This window comes from Klebsiella sp. JB_Kp004 (genome assembly GCF_040065795.1).
GTDB classification, from domain to species: domain Bacteria; phylum Pseudomonadota; class Gammaproteobacteria; order Enterobacterales; family Enterobacteriaceae; genus Klebsiella; species Klebsiella quasipneumoniae.
Genome location: NZ_JBEAKW010000003.1, coordinates 188,252 through 204,754 on the forward strand (window position 1 = coordinate 188,252; position 16,503 = coordinate 204,754).

Sequence of the window (16,503 nt, forward strand, 5' to 3'; positions counted from 1 at the left end):
AATAATAGTATGTTAATAAAGCGGTTATTGCCGCTTTAACCCATCCGTGGGCGCCCGCTGGTTTGGGCGGGATAATCATGCTGGCTTTTCCCGGCTCGCGCTGCGCTTAGCCGGGCTACATGTGCGCGCCGTGTTGTAGCCCGGATAAGGCGTCAGCCGCTATCCGGGACCCGACGCCGTGGTTAACAAATTCTCGGCAGCGGCTCGGCGTGGGGAAGATCGAGCGTCCGCTTTACGCCGTACAGCCCGACGGAACGCACGCCCGGGCGGGCGACCACCTCGCCGATTATCGCCGCCTCGCGTCCCAGGGCGTGAGACCGTATATGCGCCAGCACGTTTTCCGCTTCTTCGCGGGCGACGGCGATCACCAGCTTGCCTTCATTGGCGAAGTTCAGGGCGTCCAGCCCGAGCAGCTCGCAGACTCCGCGCACGGTGTCGTTGACCGGCAGCTTCGCCTCGTGCAGTTCAATGCCGCAGCCGCTGGCGGCGGCGAACTCATGGGCGACGGCGTTGACGCCGCCGCGGGTGGCGTCGCGCAGGGCTTTGACGCCGCGCAGCGGCCGCAGGGTTTGGATCAGCGGCGTCAGCACCGCGCAGTCGCTGGACAGCGCGCCGTCGAGCCCCATCTGCTCGCGCAGATTAAGGATGGTGGCGCCATGATCCCCCAGCGTGCCGCTGACCAGCAGCACATCGCCGGCGCTGATCTGCTGCGTCCCCCAGCGAACGTCTGCCGGGATGGCGCCGATGCCGGCGGTGTTAATAAACAGCTTATCCGCCGCGCCGCGCGGCACCACTTTGGTGTCGCCGGTAACGATAGCGATCCCTGCCGCCCGAGCGGTATCGGCCATGCTGGCGACCACCGCTTCCAGGGTAGCCATCTCCAGCCCCTCTTCGAGAATAAACCCGCAGGAAAGATAGCGGGGGATGGCGCCGCTGACCGCCACATCGTTGGCGGTACCGCAGACGGCCAGCTTGCCGATATTGCCGCCGGGAAAGAACAGCGGGTCAATCACATAGCTGTCGGTGGAGAAGGCGAGACGATCCCCCTGGGCGGCAAGCGCCGCCAGATCGAGACGCGCCTGATCTTCCTGCTCCGCCAGCCAGGGGTTGGCGAAAGCCTGCATAAACAGGTCGCCGATCAGCTGCTGCATTGCCTGACCGCCGCTACCGTGGGCTAACTGGACGCTTTTCATGCTTCATATTCCTGACTGCGATATTGATACCAGGCGGCGCAGGCCCCTTCCGAGGAGACCATCAGCGCGCCAAAGGCGCTTTGCGGATTGCAGGTGCTGGCGAAGAGCGGGCACTGGTGCGGTTTACAGCGGCCGGTCAACACCTCGCCGCAGCGGGCGCGCGGGTCGTCGCACACGCGCTGCGGCGCCGGGCGGAAATGGGCCTCGGCATCGAAGCGCTGATAGGCCGGCGTGAGGTGCACGCCGGAGTCGCTGATGACCCCCAGACCGCGCCATTCGCTGTCGCCATCAAGGCGAAACACGTCGGCCATCGCCGCCTGCGCCAGCGGGTTGCCGGCATCCGGTACTACGCGGCGGTACTGATTTTCCACCTCGCTACGCTGCGCTATTGTCTGCTCAACCAGCATCACCGCGCCTTGCAGTAGATCAAGAGGTTCGAAACCGGCGACCACTAACGGGCGATGATAGTCGCTGGCGATAAAGCCGTAGGCTTCGGTGCCGATCACCATACTGACGTGGCCGGGGGCGAGAAAGGCGTCGATACCGTTGTCAGGCTGGTCCAGCAGACTGCGCAGGGTCGGCAGCAGGGTGATGTGCTGGCAGAAAAAGAAGAAGTTATCGACGTTGCGCTCCCGCGCCTGACGCAGGGTGAGGGCGGTGGCGGGCATGGTGGTTTCGAAACCGAGACCGAAAAAGACCACTTCACGCTGCGGGTTTTGCTGCGCCAGCCGCAGGGCGTCCATCGGCGAATAAACGATGCGGACATCGGCGCCGCGGGCTTTCGCCTGCAGCAGTGAGCCGTTTTTGCCCGGTACGCGCATGGCGTCGCCGAAGGTACAGAAGATAACCCCCGGACGACTGGCAATCTCAATGCAGGCGTCGATGCGCCCCATCGGCAGGACGCACACCGGGCAGCCGGGCCCATGAATAAATTCGATATTCTCCGGCAACAGCTGGTCGAGACCGAACTTAAAAATGGCATGGGTATGACCGCCGCAGACCTCCATGATGCGCAGCGGTCGCGCGGCGGTGTGCGGCAGCAGATGGGCACGCTGCTGAAGATGGGCCACCAACTGCATGACCTGCTCAGGGGCGCGGTATTCGTCAACGTAACGCATTATCGCTCCTCGCCGTACAGCAGGGCGCCGACGTCCGGCTCTACGTCAAACATATTTTGCAGCGCTTCGAGAGTGTCGCGGGCTTCGGCTTCATTAATCACGCTCATGGCGAAGCCGACGTGCACCAGCACCCACTGGCCGAGACGCGGCTGGCCCTGCTCGTCAACGGCGCCCACCAGCGTCAGGTCGACGTCGCGCTGAATGCCGCAGACTTCCACCTTCGCCAGCACGCCGTCGATGGCGCAAATTTGTCCCGGAATGCCTATGCACATCGCTGCGTCTCCAGCCAGGTGAGCCACTGATCCATGCCTTCGCCGCTGGTGGCGGAGAGGAGGATAATGTCAATATGCGGATTGACCTCGCGGGCGCAGGCCAGGCACTTCTCGACGTCGAAATTGAGATACGGCAGCAGGTCGACCTTGTTGAGCAGCATCAGGCTGGCGGCGGCGAACATATGCGGATACTTCAGCGGCTTGTCTTCGCCTTCCGTGACCGACAGCACCGCCACCTTATGGCGTTCGCCGAGATCAAAGCTCGCCGGGCAGACCAGGTTGCCGACGTTTTCAATAAACAGAATGCCGTGGTCAGCCAGCGGCAGGCGCGGGGCGGCGTCGGCGATCATCTGGGCGTCGAGATGGCAGCCTTTCCCGGTGTTGACCTGAATCGCCGGGGTGCCGGTGGCGCGAATGCGGGCGGCGTCATTGACCGTTTGCTGGTCGCCTTCAATCACTGCGCAGTCGGCACGCCCTTTCAGCCGGGTGAGGGTTTCGGTGAGCAGGGTGGTTTTGCCGGAGCCGGGGCTGGAAACCAGATTCAGCACCAGCTGCTGCTTCGCCGCAAAGCGCGCGCGGTTGCGCGCCGCCAGACGGTTGTTTTTATCCAGCACGTCGATTTCCACTTCCAGCATGCGCCGCTGGCTCTGGCCCGGGGCGTGAGTCCCCGCTTCGCCATGGCCGTAATGCAGATCGCCCTCTGTCGTGCGGGTGGGGGCGAAGTGGTCGGTTTTTACGCCGGTGATGGTCATCGTCTGGCGTGGGGCGGGCGCGAAGGGGGCGCTGCGGAACGCGGAATGCGGGTTTCGTTCGTCTCCTTCAATATAGAGGTTGCCTTCTCCACAGCCGCATGTTGTACACATAATTTACTCCAATTCTAAACGCTGAATCTGTAAGCCGTCATCCGCCACGATCTGTAGCTGGTCGTTATTGCAGTGCGGGCAGCGGCGGACGTGCTGCGAGACAAGATGGACGTACTGCTGACAGCGTTCGCACCAGCATTCAGCCTGTTGTTCGGCGATATGCAGTTCGCACCCCTCCGCCAGCGTGCCGCGGCAGACCAGCTCAAAGCAGAAGGTCAGGGCGCTGGCTTCCACACAGGAAAATGCTCCCACCTTAAGCCACACGCCGGTCACCCGCCGCGCGCCGGCCTGCTGCGCCTGTTGTTCAATAATTTCCAGCGCCCGCTGGCTGAGGGTGATTTCGTGCATAGTCGCCTCCGTATCGCGATGCGCCTTTTATGCAATAACGGTGCCAGAACGGACTCGTAGTGGCAGGAAATGTCGATGACGACGCGCCGGGGCTGTCATCGACATGTCGCGTCGGCAGGGAATAAATATAAAAACATAATTAAATCAAATAAATAAAATATGGCACGGAAAATGCTTAGACGGTGCATCTCATGCTACGGAGAAACCGATATGACTATTTGGGAAATAAGTGAAAAGGCGGATTACATCGCCGACCGTCACCGGCAGCAGCAGGAGCAGTGGCATATCTACTGTAACTCGCTGGTTCAGGGGATCACCCTGTCGAAAGCCCGCCTGCATCACGCGATGAGCTGCGCGCCGGACAAAGAGCTGTGCTTCGTGCTGTTCGGCCATTTTCAGGTGTTCGTCGCCCTGGCGGAAGGCTTCAACAGCCACACCATCGAATACTACGTCGAAAACAAAGGCGGCGGTGATAAGTATCTGATTGCTCAGGCCACGCTCGCCGCGGATGGCACGGTGGACGGGCGGATCAGCAACCGCTCCCGCGACCAGGTGCTGGAGCATTATCTGGCGATTATCGCCACCGTCTATGACCGTCTGTACGACGCCATGGAGCAAGACCAACCGGTGGACTTAAGCCATCTGGCCCTGACCCACTGATCGCAAGGTGTCGACACGTGTCGAAAATGACACCTGCGCAACCTGATTTCGTCAAAAGTGACTTTCACCCGAGGATGACCCGGTGAACCGTTTTGTAATTGCTGACTCCACTGTCTGTATCGGCTGCCGCACCTGCGAAGCCGCCTGCTCTGAGACGCATCGCCAGCACGGCCTGCAGGCTATGCCGCGGCTGCAGGTGATGCGTAATGAAAAAGAATCGGCACCGCAGATGTGCCACCACTGCGAAGACGCCCCCTGCGCCGCTGTCTGCCCGGTAAACGCCATCCAGCGCGTCGATGGCGCCGTCCAGCTCAACGAGAGCCTGTGCGTAAGCTGCAAACTGTGCGGCATCGCCTGCCCGTTTGGCGCGATCGAATTTTCCGGCAGCCGTCCGCTGGATATTCCGGCCAATGCCAATACCCGGCTGGCGCCCCCCGCGCCGCCGGCGCCGGCCCGCGTCAGCTCGCTGCTCGACTGGGTGCCGGGCGTGCGCGCCATTGCCGTGAAATGCGACCTCTGCCACTTCGATGACCAGGGCCCGGCCTGCGTGCGGACCTGTCCGACCAAAGCGCTGATGCTGGTGGATAGCCGTGATATCGCCCAGGCCAGCAAGCGTAAACGCCAGCTGACCTTTAATACCGACCTTGGCGACTTGTCGTTGTTCCAGGCGCAACAGGGGGAGAGGGAATGAGTGTAATTGGATTAGTCAATCAGGCGGTGACATGGTACGCCGCCAGCGCCGTGCTGGCCTTTGTGTTTGCCATGCGTAAACCGCTCAGCGGCGCCATTGCCGGGATCGGCGGCGCGGTGGCCAGCGCCATGCTGGTGGTTGCCGGCGGCGCCGCGCTGCTGATGCCGGATCGGATCCACGGCGGCATGCTGCAGTTTCTCCATCTGACAATGCGGGTGGGCGGCGTCAATGCCCTGTGGCTGCTGGCCATCGGCCTGTCGGCGCTGCCGGTGTCGCTGTTTAACATTAGCTGGCATCGCCACCCGCAGGTGAAGGCCAACGGCCTGCTGGTCAACCTGCTGCTGGCCGCCGCCACCTGCGCGGTGGTGGTGACCAACATCGGTTCGCTGGTGGTGATGGCGGAGATCATGGCGCTCTGCGCGGCGTTTCTCACCGGCTGCGCCGCCTCCGGTAAGCTGTGGTTTGCGCTGGGTCGTCTCGGCACGCTGTTGATGGCATGGACCTGCTGGCTGGTGTGGTCGACCTACGGCACCCTTGAGCTGGCGCAGATCAATCTCCAGGCGGTGGATATGATGCAGAACCCGCTGCTGTGGCTGCCGGGGCTGGCGGGATTCGCCCTGCTGGCGGGGGCGATCCCGCTGCACGGCTGGGCGCCGCAGGCTCACGCCGGGGCCAGCGCGCCGGCCGCCGCGCTGTTTTCCTCTGTGGTCATGAAGGTCGGTCTGTACGGCATGTTAACCGTTTCGCTGGCCGGCGGCGTGCCGCCGCTGTGGTGGGGCGTGATGCTGCTGGTGCTGGGGATGATCACCGCCTTCATCGGCGGGCTGTATGCGTTGATGGAGCATAACATTCAGCGCCTGCTGGCCTATCACACCCTGGAGAATATCGGCATCATCCTGCTCGGGCTGGGCGCCTTCGTCACCGGCGTGGCCACCCGCAACAGCACGCTGATGGTGCTGGGCTTCATCGGCGGCATGTATCACCTGATTAACCACAGCCTGTTCAAAACTACGCTGTTCCTCGGCGCCGGGGCGGTGTGGTTCCGCACCGGCCATCGCGATATCGAAAAGCTCGGCGGCATCGGTAAAAAAATGCCGCTGATCTCCCTCGCCATGCTGGTGGGGCTGATGGCGATGGCGGCCTTGCCGCCGCTGAACGGCTTCGCCGGCGAGTGGGTCATCTACCAGTCCTTCTTCAAAATGAGCACCAGTGACCTGTTTATTGGCCGTCTGCTGGGGCCGCTGCTGGCGGTTGGCCTGGCGATCACCGGCGCGCTGGCGGTGATGTGTATGGCCAAAGTCTATGGTGTCACCTTCCTCGGCGCGCCGCGGAGCAAAGAGGCGGAAAACGCCACCTGCGCCCCCTGGCTGATGACCCTGAGCGTGGTCATGGCGGCGGTCTTCTGCCTCGTTGGCGGCATTGCCGCGCCGTGGCTGCTGCCGCTGGTGAGCGGCGCCTTCCCGCTGCAGGCCCAGGTGTCGAGCGTGGTGTCGCAGCCGATGATCGCGCTGCTGCTTATCGCCTGCCCGCTGCTGCCGTTCCTGCTGATGATCTTCTTTAAAGGCGATCGCCTGGCGGCGCGCTCGCGCGGCGCGGCCTGGGTCTGCGGCTACGATCACGAACAGTCGATGGTGGTCACCGCCCACGGTTTCGCCATGCCGGTGAAAGAGGCTTTTGCGCCGCTGCTGAAGCTGCGTCACTGGCTGAATCCGGTGCGTCTGGTGCCGGGCTGGCAATCGGCCTCGGCGCCGGCGCTGCTGCGCGGAATGGCGCTGGTTGAGCTGGCGGTGCTGGTGGTGATTGTCATTTCCCGAGGAGCCTGAGAATGAGTCTGTTAATTGCATTGCTACAGGCGCTGGCGCTGTTTGCCGTCGCGCCGCTGTTATCCGGGATCGTCCGCGTCGCCCGCGCGCGGCTGCATAACCGCCGCGGACCGGGCGTGCTGCAGGAGTATCGGGATATCCTGAAATTGCTGGGCCGCCAGAGCGTCGGTCCCGACGCCTCGGGCTGGGTGTTCCGCCTGACGCCGTACGTCATGGTGGGCGTGATGCTGACCATCGCCACCGCCTTGCCGGTGGTGACGGTGGACTCTCCGCTGCCGGTGCTTGGGGATCTCATCACCCTGATCTACCTGTTCGCCATCGCCCGTTTCTTCTTCGCGATTTCCGGTCTGGACACCGGCAGCCCGTTTACCGCGCTGGGCAGCAGCCGCGAAGCGATGCTCGGCGTGCTGGTGGAGCCGATCCTGCTGCTGGGCCTGTGGGTCGCCGCGCAGGTGGCGGGCTCCACCCATATCAGCAGTATCACCGACACCCTTTATCACTGGCCGGCAGCGCGCAGCATTCCACTGATTCTGGCGCTGTGCGCCTGCGCCTTCGCCACCTTTATCGAGATGGGCAAACTGCCGTTCGATCTGGCGGAAGCGGAGCAGGAGCTGCAGGAGGGGCCGCTTTCCGAGTACAGCGGCAGCGGCTTTGGCATCCTGAAGTGGGGCATCAGCCTCAAACAGCTGGTGGTGCTGCAGATGTTTGTCGGGGTCTTTTTCCCGTGGGGCCAGATGACCAGCTTCAGCGTCGGCGGCCTGCTGCTGGCGCTGGTGGTGGCCGTCGTCAAGCTGGTGGTTGGCGTGCTGATCATCGCGCTGTTTGAAAACAGCATGGCGCGTCTGCGCTTCTGTGCCACCTCCCGCGTCACCTGGGCCGGGTTTGGTTTCGCCTTTTTAGCTTTCGTCTCCTTGCTGGTGGCGTGATTAAGAGAGTTTGAGCATGTCTGAAGAAAAAATCGGTCAACACTATCTTGCGGCGCTGCACCAGGCCTTTCCGGGCGTGGTGCTGGACGAAGCCTGGCAGACCAAAGACCAGTTGACGGTCACGGTAAAGGTCAACTATCTGCCGGAAGTGGTCGAGTTCCTGTACTACAAGCAGGGCGGCTGGCTGTCGGTGCTGTTCGGCAACGATGAACGTAAGCTGAACGGCCACTACGCGGTCTATTACGTGCTGTCGATGGAGCAGGGCACCAAATGCTGGATCACCGTGCGTGTGGAAGTGGATGCCAACAAACCGGAATACCCATCGGTGACGCCGCGCGTGCCGGCGGCGGTGTGGGGCGAGCGCGAAGTGCGCGATATGTACGGCCTCGTGCCGGTTGGCCTGCCGGACGAACGCCGTCTGGTGCTGCCGGACGACTGGCCGGACGAACTCTATCCGCTGCGTAAAGACAGCATGGACTATCGCCAGCGTCCGGCGCCGACCACCGACGCCGAAACCTACGAGTTCATCAACGAGCTGGGCAGCAAGAAAAACAACGTGGTGCCGATCGGCCCGCTGCACGTCACTTCCGATGAGCCCGGCCACTTCCGCCTGTTCGTTGACGGCGAGAATATTATCGATGCCGATTACCGTCTGTTCTATGTCCATCGCGGGATGGAAAAGCTGGCGGAAACCCGCATGGGTTATAACGAAGTCACCTTCCTGTCGGACCGGGTGTGCGGCATCTGCGGCTTCGCCCACAGCACCGCTTATACCACCTCGGTGGAGAATGCGATGGGCATCGTGGTGCCGGAGCGGGCGCAGATGATCCGCGCCATTCTGCTGGAGGTGGAGCGCCTGCATTCGCACCTCCTGAACCTCGGTCTGGCCTGCCACTTCACCGGCTTCGACTCCGGCTTTATGCAGTTCTTCCGCGTGCGCGAAACCTCGATGAAGATGGCCGAGATCCTCACCGGCGCGCGGAAAACCTACGGTCTGAACCTGATCGGCGGGATCCGCCGCGACCTGCTGAAAGAGGACATGATCCAGACCCGCCAGCTGGCGCAGCAGATGCGTCGCGACGTGCAGGAGCTGGTGGATATGCTGCTCAGCACCCCGAACATGGAGCAGCGTACTGTCGGCATTGGCCGTCTGGACCCGGAAATCGCCCGCGACTTCAGCAACGTCGGCCCGATGGTGCGCGCCAGCGGCCACGCCCGCGACACCCGCGCCGACCACCCGTTCGTCGGCTACGGCCTGCTGCCGATGGAAGTCCACAGCGAACAGGGCTGCGACGTGATCTCCCGCCTCAAGGTGCGGATCAACGAGGTTTATACCGCGCTGAACATGATTGATTACGGTCTCGATAACCTGCCGGGCGGTCCGCTGATGGTGGAGGGCTTCACCTATATTCCGCACCGCTTCGCGCTGGGCTTCTCAGAAGCGCCGCGCGGGGATGATATCCACTGGAGCATGACCGGCGACAACCAGAAGCTGTACCGCTGGCGCTGCCGGGCGGCGACCTACGCCAACTGGCCGACTCTGCGCTATATGCTGCGCGGCAATACCGTTTCCGATGCGCCGCTGATCATCGGCAGCCTTGACCCGTGCTACTCCTGTACCGACCGCATGACCGTGGTCGATGTCCGCAAGAAGAAGAGCAAAGTGGTGCCGTACAAAGAGCTGGAGCGCTATAGCATCGAGCGTAAAAACTCGCCGCTGAAATAAGGAATCGCCATGTTTACCTTTATTAAAAAAGTGATTAAGACCGGCACCGCGACGCACGCCTATCCGCTGGAGCCGATGCCGGTAGATAAAAACTTCCGCGGCAAGCCGGAGCATAACCCGCAGCAGTGTATCGGCTGCGCGGCCTGCGTGAACGCCTGCCCGTCGAACGCCCTGACGGTAGAGACCGATCTGGCCACTAACCAGCTGGCGTGGCAGTTCAACCTCGGGCGCTGCATCTTCTGCGGCCGCTGTGAAGAGGTCTGCCCGACGGCGGCGATTAAGCTGTCGCCGGAGTATGAGCTGGCGGTGTGGAAGAAAGAGGATTTCCTCCAGCAGTCGCGCTTCGCTATCTGCCACTGCCGGGAGTGCCAGCGGCCGTTCGCGGTGCAGAAGGAGATCGACTACGCCATCGCGCTGCTCAAGCATAACGGCGACACCCGCGCCGAGCTGCACCGCGAAAGCTTCGAAACCTGCCCGGAATGCAAGCGCCAGAAATGCCTGGTGCCGTCCGATCGTATTGAACTGACCCGCCACATGAGGGAGGCCAGCTGATGAGCACTTTACTTGGCCCACGCGATGAAAACGGCATTCCGGTGCCGATGACGGTGGATGAATCCATCGCCAGCATGAAGGCCTCGCTGCTGAAGAAAATCAAACGCTCCGCCTACGTTTATCGCGTCGACTGCGGCGGCTGTAACGGCTGTGAAATCGAAATTTTCGCTACCCTTTCACCGCTGTTCGACGCGGAACGCTTCGGGATTAAGGTGGTGCCTTCGCCGCGCCATGCCGATATCCTGCTGTTTACCGGGGCGGTGACCCGCGCGATGCGCTCCCCGGCGCTGCGCGCCTGGCAGTCGGCGCCGGATCCAAAGATTTGTATCTCCTACGGCGCCTGCGGCAACAGCGGCGGCATCTTCCACGACCTGTACTGCGTCTGGGGCGGAACCGATAAAATCGTGCCGGTGGATGTCTATATTCCCGGCTGCCCGCCGACGCCCGCCGCCACCCTGTACGGCTTCGCCATGGCCCTCGGCCTGCTGGAGCAGAAAATTCACGCCCGCCTGCCGGGCGAGCTTGACGAACAGCCGACCGAGCTGCTGCACGCCGATATGGTGCAACCCCTGCGGGTGCGCATCGATCGTGAAGCGCGCCGTCTGGCGGGCTATCGCTATGGTCGGCAGATTGCCGACGACTATATGCGTCTGCTCGGCCAGGGCGACAGCCAGGTGCTGCGCTGGCTGGAGGCGGAGAAAGATCCGCGTCTGACCGAGATCGTCACCCATCTCAACCAGGTGGTCGAGGGGGCGCGTATCCGATGAGCGAGACGGTGGTGTTCAGTCAGCTGAGCCGTAAATTTATTGATGAGAACGACGCCACGCCGGATCAGGCGCAGCAGGTGGTCTATTACAGCCTGGCGATTGGCCACCACCTCGGCGTTATCGACTGTCTTGAGGCGGCGCTGAGCTGCCCGTGGGACGCGTATCTGGCATGGATCGCCACCCTTGAGGCCGGCAGCGTCGCGCGGCGCAAAATGGAGGGCGTGCCGAAGTATGGCGAAATCGTCATCGACAGCAGCCATGTGGCAATGCTGGCCAACGCCTTTGATAAAGCGCAGTCCGCGCAGACCCCGCAGCAGCAGGCGTGGAGCAAAACAATGCTCAGCATGCTGCATGATATTCACCAGGAAAGCGCCATCTACCTGATGGTGAGGAGATTACGTGACTGACGTTTTACTCTGTGTCGGCAACAGTATGATGGGCGACGACGGCGCCGGCCCGCTGCTGGCGGAGATGTGTGCGGCGAACCCGGCCGGCCAGTGGGTGGTCATCGACGGCGGCAGCGCGCCGGAAAACGACATCGTGGCGATCCGCGAATTACGCCCCGAACGCCTGCTGATCGTCGATGCCACCGATATGGGCCTAAACCCCGGCGACATTCGCGTCATCGACCCCGACGACATCGCCGAGATGTTTATGATGACCACCCATAACATGCCGCTCAACTATCTGGTCGATCAGCTGAAAGAGGACGTCGGCGAAGTGATCTTCCTTGGCATTCAGCCGGATATTGTCGGTTTTTATTATCCGATGACCCAGCCGGTGAAAGCCGCCGTTGCCCGGGTGTACCAGCAGCTGGCAGGCTGGCAGGGCCACGGCGGCTTTGCCCGGCTGGAAGCCGCAGACGATTAACCCTGCGGTGCTCAGGGCTCCCCGACGGCGGGCGACTGACCGGCCGGGAGCCCCGTTACCGGCGGCGCCAGCTCAAGATTCTCTATTACTAATTTACCGGGCGACACCGAGACTCTGACCTGCGTGCCGACCGGGAATCCCGCCTGCTCCAGCCAGTCGCCGTTCAGGCTCAGCGCCGCATGGCGGGTGTAGCGCCGCGTCTCCCGCGTTTTGCGGTTCTCATGGCGTTTTCTGACATATCCCACGGTTAACTGGCGAATGGCCCTGGCGATCCCTCCGGCTGCGGTGGTGTGCTGTGCGTTCATGATGTGCTCCTTGCTGAAGATACCCCTGAAAATATACTGGATAAAATACCAGTTGTTGTGAACGGGAGGCAAACCAGAAACTGGAATCAGGCTCGAGAAAAAAACATGTAATAGATGCAACAGAAAGCAGCGCCCGTCCCCCGGTTAGCGCGGAGAGACGGGCGAGCGCGGGAGACGCGCTTAGTCGAGGTCGGCGCCGTTGCTGGCTATCACCTTCTGGTACCAGAAGAACGACTTTTTACGCTTGCGCGCCAGCGTGCCGTTGCCGGCGTCGTCGCGATCGACATAGACAAAGCCGTAGCGCTTGCTCATCTCGCCGGTTGACGCCGAGACCAGATCGATGCAGCCCCAGCTGGTATAGCCCAGCACCGGAATACCGTCGCCGATGGCGTCGCGCATCGCCTTGATGTGCTCGCGCAGGTAGCTGATGCGATAGTCGTCATTGATCTCCCCCCTGGCGTCAATCTCGTCCCGGGCGCCGAGCCCGTTTTCCACCAGGAACAGCGGTTTCTGATAGCGGTCGTACATCATGTTCATGGTGATGCGCAGGCCCAGCGGGTCGATGCCCCAGCCCCATTCGCTGGCCGGAATGTGCGGGTTCTTCAGCGACTTGACGATGTTGGCGGCATTGGTGTTGCTGGCGTTCATCTCCGCCGAGGCGCAGCGCGAGGCGTAGTAGCTAAAGGAGACGAAATCGACGGTGTTTTTGAGGATCTCATCATCGCCCGGCTGCTTCACAATGGTGACCCCCTTTTCCCGGAATACCCGCGCGGCCCATACCGGGTAGGCGCCGCGCGCCTGGACGTCAATAAAGAACAGGTTTTCGCGGTCCTTCTCCAGCGCCATCCATACATCTTCCGGCTTGCAGGAGTATGGGTAGAAATTACCGCCCGCCAGCATGCAGCCGACCTGATTCTGCGGGTTTATCTCGTGGGCGATTTTTGTCGCCAGCGCGCTGGCCACCAGCTCGTGATGCGCCGCCTGGTACTTCACCTGCTCCTGATTTTCTCCCTCTTCAAACACCAGCCCGGCGCCGGAGTAGGGGCTGTGCAGCATAATGTTGATTTCATTGAAGGTGAGCCAGTATTTCACCAGACCGTCAAAAGCTTCAAAGCAGGTGCGGGCGTAGTGGCTGAAGAAATCGACCATTTTGCGGTTGCGCCAGGAGCCGTACTCCATCACCAGGTGCATCGGCACGTCAAAATGGCACAACGTCACCAGCGGCTCGATACCGTGCTTTTTGCACTCCTCGAACAGCGAACGATAGAAGGCGATGCCCTGCGGATTCGGCTGCTGCTCGTCGCCGCGCGGGAACAGGCGGCTCCAGGCGATGGAGGTGCGAAAGACGCTGAACCCCATCTCCGCCATCAGGGCGATATCTTCCTTGTAGCGGTGGTAGAAATCGATCGCCTCGTGGCTGGGGTAGAATTCGTCTTCGCGAAGCGTGAAGCGCTTCTCCAGGCCTAATTTTACCGGCAGACGGTGGGCGCCGTGGGGGAGGGTATCCACGGTGGCCATCCCTTTCCCCCCTTCGCGCCATGCGCCTTCTGACTGGTTGGCGGCCAGTGCGCCGCCCCATAAAAATCCCTGTGGGAAACTCGCCATGCGTTACCTCGTTATTAATGGTGTGTTCAGGCGTGGGTTGCCTGGGCCTGGGCCTGGGCCTGGCGCGCTCGGGCGTCGGCGGCGGCCTGTTCAACGGGAATATCTTCAAAGCCGAGGATCAGCGTCAGGGCAAACGACAGCACTACCGACAGCGCCATCACGCCAAACACCCAGACGATGGTCATTGGATTGGCTGGATCGAAAAACTGCACGCTGGTAAACAGCCCTGGCGCCGCCATTGAATGGCTGGCCAGACCGGCGATTCCCGCCACCGCGCCGCAGATAAAGCCGCTGATTAAGCTGGCGATCAGCGGGCGTTTCAGGCGCACCGCCACGCCGTACAGCGCCGGTTCGGAAATCCCGGCCAGAATCGCCGATGCCGCGGCGGCCAGCGCCGTCTGGCGCAATTCCGGGTTTTTCGTTTTCCACGCCACCGCCAGCGACGAGCCGCCGAGCGACAGGTTGGCGCCGATCTCCGACGGCATTACCATGCCCTCTTTGCCGGTTTCGGCGATGGTCTGAATGATTGTCGGCGTAAAGACCCGGTGCATGCCGGTCATCACCAGCAGCGGCCACAGCCCGCCCATGATCGCCACCGACAGCCAGCCGAGATAGCTGTGGATCGTATAGACCAGCGCGGAAATGGCGCTGCCGATCCAGATGCCGAGCGGGCCAATCAGCAGGATCGCCAGCGGGGCGGCGATCAGCACGATCAGCATCGGCTTAAGGAAGTTTTTCGTTACCGCCGGGGTAATGCGATCCACCCAGCGTTCGATATACGACAGGCACCAGGTCATCACCAGCGCCGGGATCACCGTGTAGGTGTATTTCACCGCGGTCACCGGAATAAGGGCAAATTCGACGTGTTCGCCCTGGGCGGCTTTGGCCATTAATTCGATAAACCCGGGATGCACCAGCACCCCGGCGATAGCGATGGCCAGCGACATATTGGTTTTGAATTTCACCGCCGCGGAGGCGGCCACCATCAGCGGCAGGAAGAAAAACGCGCCGTCGCCGATAAGCGTCAGGAGGGTCAGCGTCGGCGAGCCTTTCGGCAACGCGCCGCTCATCTCAAGGATCATCGCCAGTAGTTTGACCATCGATCCGCCGATAATCGCCGGGATCAGCGGCGACATGGTGCCGATCAGCGCGTCGAGGATCCCGGCGCCGATGCGTTTCAGGGTGATCGGCGCTTTGCCCTGCGGCTCGACCGGGCGCAGGTCGCCAGGCAGCAGATTCACTACCTCGCGATAGGCCTGAGAGACCGTGTTGCCGATGATCACCTGGCACTGGTTATCGCTGCGCACGACGCCGAGCACCCCGGTCAGGCCTTTCAGGGTAGGGCTATCGACCTGTTCGTTGTCTTTGACCACGAAGCGCAGACGCGTCATGCAGTGGGTTACGGCGACGACGTTATCGACTCCGCCTAATGCCGCGACTATCTGTTGCGCCAGGGCTGCATAATTTTTCGACATCGGATTTTATCCTGTTTATCAATAGGGTACTGATCTGTTACCGCGCCGCATCGTCGGGCGATACCATGCTTTATAGGAAACCGGTTCCACAAAATCATGGTGAGTTTCATTTTATTGCACAAGAAATAAAAAAAGATGATCTCATTTTTGTGATTTTGATCGCGAAGCGTCGCGGCGAGCAGGATCGCGGTGGTGAGCAGGGGGTGCTGTAAAAGCCAGAAACGTGCAGTACACTGCCTGCAACTTTTGCAACAGGAAGAATCACATGGCAACGATGCTGGAGGTCGCAAAGCGCGCGGGGGTATCGAAGGCGACCGTGTCGCGGGTGCTGTCGGGCAACGGCTATGTCAGCCAGGAGACCAAAGACCGGGTGTTTAAGGCGGTGGCGGAGAGCGGCTACCGACCGAATCTGCTGGCGCGCAACCTGGCGACCAAAACCACGCAAACCCTTGGCCTGGTGGTGACCAACACCCTCTACCACGGCGTCTATTTCAGCGAGCTGCTGTACCACGTGGCGCGGATGACGGAGGATAAAGGGCGACAGCTGATCCTCGCCGACGGCAAGCACAGCGCGCAAGAGGAGCGGGAAGCGATCCAGTATCTGCTGGATCTGCGCTGCGATGCGATCATCATCTACCCGCGCTTTCTCACCGTCGACGAGATGGACGAGATCGTTGAGAACCACTCGCAGCCGATCATGGTGCTGAACCGCCGGCTGCGCCGCCACGCCAGCCATTGCGTCTGGTCCGATCAAAAAGCGTCGGCGATGCGGGTGGTGGAGCGGCTGATTGCCCTGGGTCACCGCGATATCGCCTTTATTACCGGCTCCCTTGACTCGCCCACCGGCGTCGAGCGCCTTGCCGGCTACAAAGACGCGCTGGCTGGCCACGGCATTACCCTCAACGAGGCGCTCATCGCCGAAGGGCGCTGGACGCCGGAAACCGGCGCGGCGGCGGTGGAGAGCCTGCGTCAGCGCGAGGTGACCTACAGCGCGCTGGTGGCGAGCAATGACGATATGGCCATCGGGGCGATGAAGCAGCTTCACCAGCTGGGCGTTAAGGTGCCGGAGCAGGTCTCGGTGGTGGGGTTTGACGATATTGTGCTGGCGCCGTACATGGTGCCGTCGCTCGCCAGCGTCCGGGTGCCGGTGACGGAGATGATTAAAGAGAGCATTAATCGCCTGATATTTATGCTCGATGGCGGGGAATTCAATGTTCAGCAGAGTTTCCCCGGGGCGCTGATCGAGCGTGAGTCGCTGGTGTCAGGTCCCTGCGCCTGACGTCGTCAGCTGTCATCGTCACTACTGACG

The 16,503-nt window shown here is 61.9% G+C and carries 19 protein-coding genes; 11 read left to right on the plus strand and 8 right to left on the minus strand.

Annotation, left to right across the window (positions count from 1 at the left end; genetic code table 11):
* Positions 1–182 precede the first annotated feature (182 nt).
* The 5 genes from hypE to hypA are packed head-to-tail and all read right to left on the minus strand — an operon-like array spanning position 183 to position 3,794.
* Positions 183–1,193 carry a hydrogenase expression/formation protein HypE gene (hypE, locus tag ABLX76_RS04060; protein WP_048335100.1) on the minus strand — a complete coding sequence of 337 codons (1,011 nt, stop codon included), beginning with the start codon at positions 1,191–1,193 and terminating at the stop codon, positions 183–185.
* Positions 1,190–2,311: a hydrogenase formation protein HypD gene (gene hypD / locus ABLX76_RS04065; RefSeq protein ID WP_023290799.1), complete on the minus strand. Its 1,122-nt coding sequence runs from the start codon at positions 2,309–2,311 to the stop codon at positions 1,190–1,192. The genes hypE and hypD overlap by 4 nt, the downstream gene beginning before the upstream one ends.
* Positions 2,311–2,583, minus strand: coding sequence for a HypC/HybG/HupF family hydrogenase formation chaperone (locus tag ABLX76_RS04070; protein ID WP_002914934.1), 273 nt, complete (start codon positions 2,581–2,583; stop codon positions 2,311–2,313). Before ABLX76_RS04070 ends, hypD begins: the two co-directional genes overlap by 1 nt.
* A complete protein-coding gene (hypB, locus tag ABLX76_RS04075; protein WP_023290798.1) occupies positions 2,574–3,446 on the minus strand; it encodes a hydrogenase nickel incorporation protein HypB in 873 nt (290 codons plus the stop codon). The genes ABLX76_RS04070 and hypB overlap by 10 nt, the downstream gene beginning before the upstream one ends.
* 3 nt (positions 3,447–3,449) lie before the next feature.
* Positions 3,450–3,794: a hydrogenase maturation nickel metallochaperone HypA gene (gene hypA / locus ABLX76_RS04080; protein ID WP_004205644.1), complete on the minus strand. Its 345-nt coding sequence runs from the start codon at positions 3,792–3,794 to the stop codon at positions 3,450–3,452.
* Positions 3,795–4,004: 210 nt separating this feature from the next.
* Here hypA and hycA point away from each other — a divergent pair, with 210 nt between their 5' ends.
* The 9 genes from hycA to hycI all read left to right on the plus strand — a co-directional run bounded on the left by hycA (position 4,005) and on the right by hycI (position 11,809).
* On the plus strand, positions 4,005–4,454 hold the full coding sequence (hycA, locus tag ABLX76_RS04085; protein ID WP_004205645.1) for a formate hydrogenlyase regulator HycA: 450 nt from the start codon (positions 4,005–4,007) through the stop codon (positions 4,452–4,454).
* 82 nt (positions 4,455–4,536) lie between these two features.
* Entirely contained in the window at positions 4,537–5,145 is a 609-nt protein-coding gene (locus ABLX76_RS04090; RefSeq protein WP_023290796.1) for a 4Fe-4S dicluster domain-containing protein, read from the plus strand.
* Positions 5,142–6,968 carry a formate hydrogenlyase subunit 3 gene (gene hycC / locus ABLX76_RS04095; RefSeq protein ID WP_060591932.1) on the plus strand — a complete coding sequence of 609 codons (1,827 nt, stop codon included), beginning with the start codon at positions 5,142–5,144 and terminating at the stop codon, positions 6,966–6,968. Before ABLX76_RS04090 ends, hycC begins: the two co-directional genes overlap by 4 nt.
* Before the next feature lie 2 nt (positions 6,969–6,970).
* Positions 6,971–7,894 (plus strand): respiratory chain complex I subunit 1 family protein, encoded by a 924-nt coding sequence (locus tag ABLX76_RS04100; protein WP_023290794.1) that lies wholly within the window; start codon positions 6,971–6,973, stop codon positions 7,892–7,894.
* A 16-nt stretch (positions 7,895–7,910) separates the two neighbouring features.
* The gene (gene hycE, locus ABLX76_RS04105; RefSeq protein ID WP_101977769.1) at positions 7,911–9,620 is read left to right on the plus strand and encodes a formate hydrogenlyase subunit HycE; all 1,710 of its coding nucleotides are present in this window, start codon (positions 7,911–7,913) and stop codon (positions 9,618–9,620) included.
* A 9-nt stretch (positions 9,621–9,629) separates the two neighbouring features.
* On the plus strand, positions 9,630–10,172 hold the full coding sequence (locus ABLX76_RS04110) for a formate hydrogenlyase complex iron-sulfur subunit (protein WP_023290793.1): 543 nt from the start codon (positions 9,630–9,632) through the stop codon (positions 10,170–10,172).
* A complete protein-coding gene (locus tag ABLX76_RS04115; RefSeq protein ID WP_002914891.1) occupies positions 10,172–10,939 on the plus strand; it encodes an NADH-quinone oxidoreductase subunit B family protein in 768 nt (255 codons plus the stop codon). The genes ABLX76_RS04110 and ABLX76_RS04115 overlap by 1 nt, the downstream gene beginning before the upstream one ends.
* Positions 10,936–11,346 (plus strand): formate hydrogenlyase maturation HycH family protein, encoded by a 411-nt coding sequence (locus ABLX76_RS04120; RefSeq protein WP_023290792.1) that lies wholly within the window; start codon positions 10,936–10,938, stop codon positions 11,344–11,346. The genes ABLX76_RS04115 and ABLX76_RS04120 overlap by 4 nt, the downstream gene beginning before the upstream one ends.
* Positions 11,339–11,809: a hydrogenase maturation peptidase HycI gene (gene hycI / locus ABLX76_RS04125; protein WP_023290791.1), complete on the plus strand. Its 471-nt coding sequence runs from the start codon at positions 11,339–11,341 to the stop codon at positions 11,807–11,809. Before ABLX76_RS04120 ends, hycI begins: the two co-directional genes overlap by 8 nt.
* 11 nt (positions 11,810–11,820) lie before the next feature.
* Here the strand turns inward: hycI and ABLX76_RS04130 are convergent, their stop codons facing one another.
* The 3 genes from ABLX76_RS04130 to ascF all read right to left on the minus strand — a co-directional run bounded on the left by ABLX76_RS04130 (position 11,821) and on the right by ascF (position 15,194).
* A complete protein-coding gene (locus ABLX76_RS04130; protein WP_044524503.1) occupies positions 11,821–12,114 on the minus strand; it encodes a SymE family type I addiction module toxin in 294 nt (97 codons plus the stop codon).
* 180 nt (positions 12,115–12,294) lie between these two features.
* Positions 12,295–13,719: a 6-phospho-beta-glucosidase gene (locus ABLX76_RS04135; protein WP_065881942.1), complete on the minus strand. Its 1,425-nt coding sequence runs from the start codon at positions 13,717–13,719 to the stop codon at positions 12,295–12,297.
* A gap of 26 nt (positions 13,720–13,745) precedes the next feature.
* The gene (gene ascF, locus ABLX76_RS04140) at positions 13,746–15,194 is read right to left on the minus strand and encodes a PTS cellobiose/arbutin/salicin transporter subunit IIBC (protein ID WP_023290788.1); all 1,449 of its coding nucleotides are present in this window, start codon (positions 15,192–15,194) and stop codon (positions 13,746–13,748) included.
* 65 nt (positions 15,195–15,259) lie between these two features.
* On the opposite strand from ascF, the gene ABLX76_RS04145 reads away from it, so the two are divergent.
* Both ABLX76_RS04145 and ABLX76_RS04150 read left to right on the plus strand, forming a co-directional pair.
* Complete coding sequence (locus ABLX76_RS04145) at positions 15,260–15,406, plus strand: hypothetical protein (RefSeq protein ID WP_277475397.1); 147 nt, start codon at positions 15,260–15,262, stop codon at positions 15,404–15,406.
* Positions 15,407–15,459: 53 nt separating this feature from the next.
* Complete coding sequence (locus ABLX76_RS04150) at positions 15,460–16,473, plus strand: LacI family DNA-binding transcriptional regulator (RefSeq protein ID WP_241516419.1); 1,014 nt, start codon at positions 15,460–15,462, stop codon at positions 16,471–16,473.
* Positions 16,474–16,503: the final 30 nt, after the last annotated feature.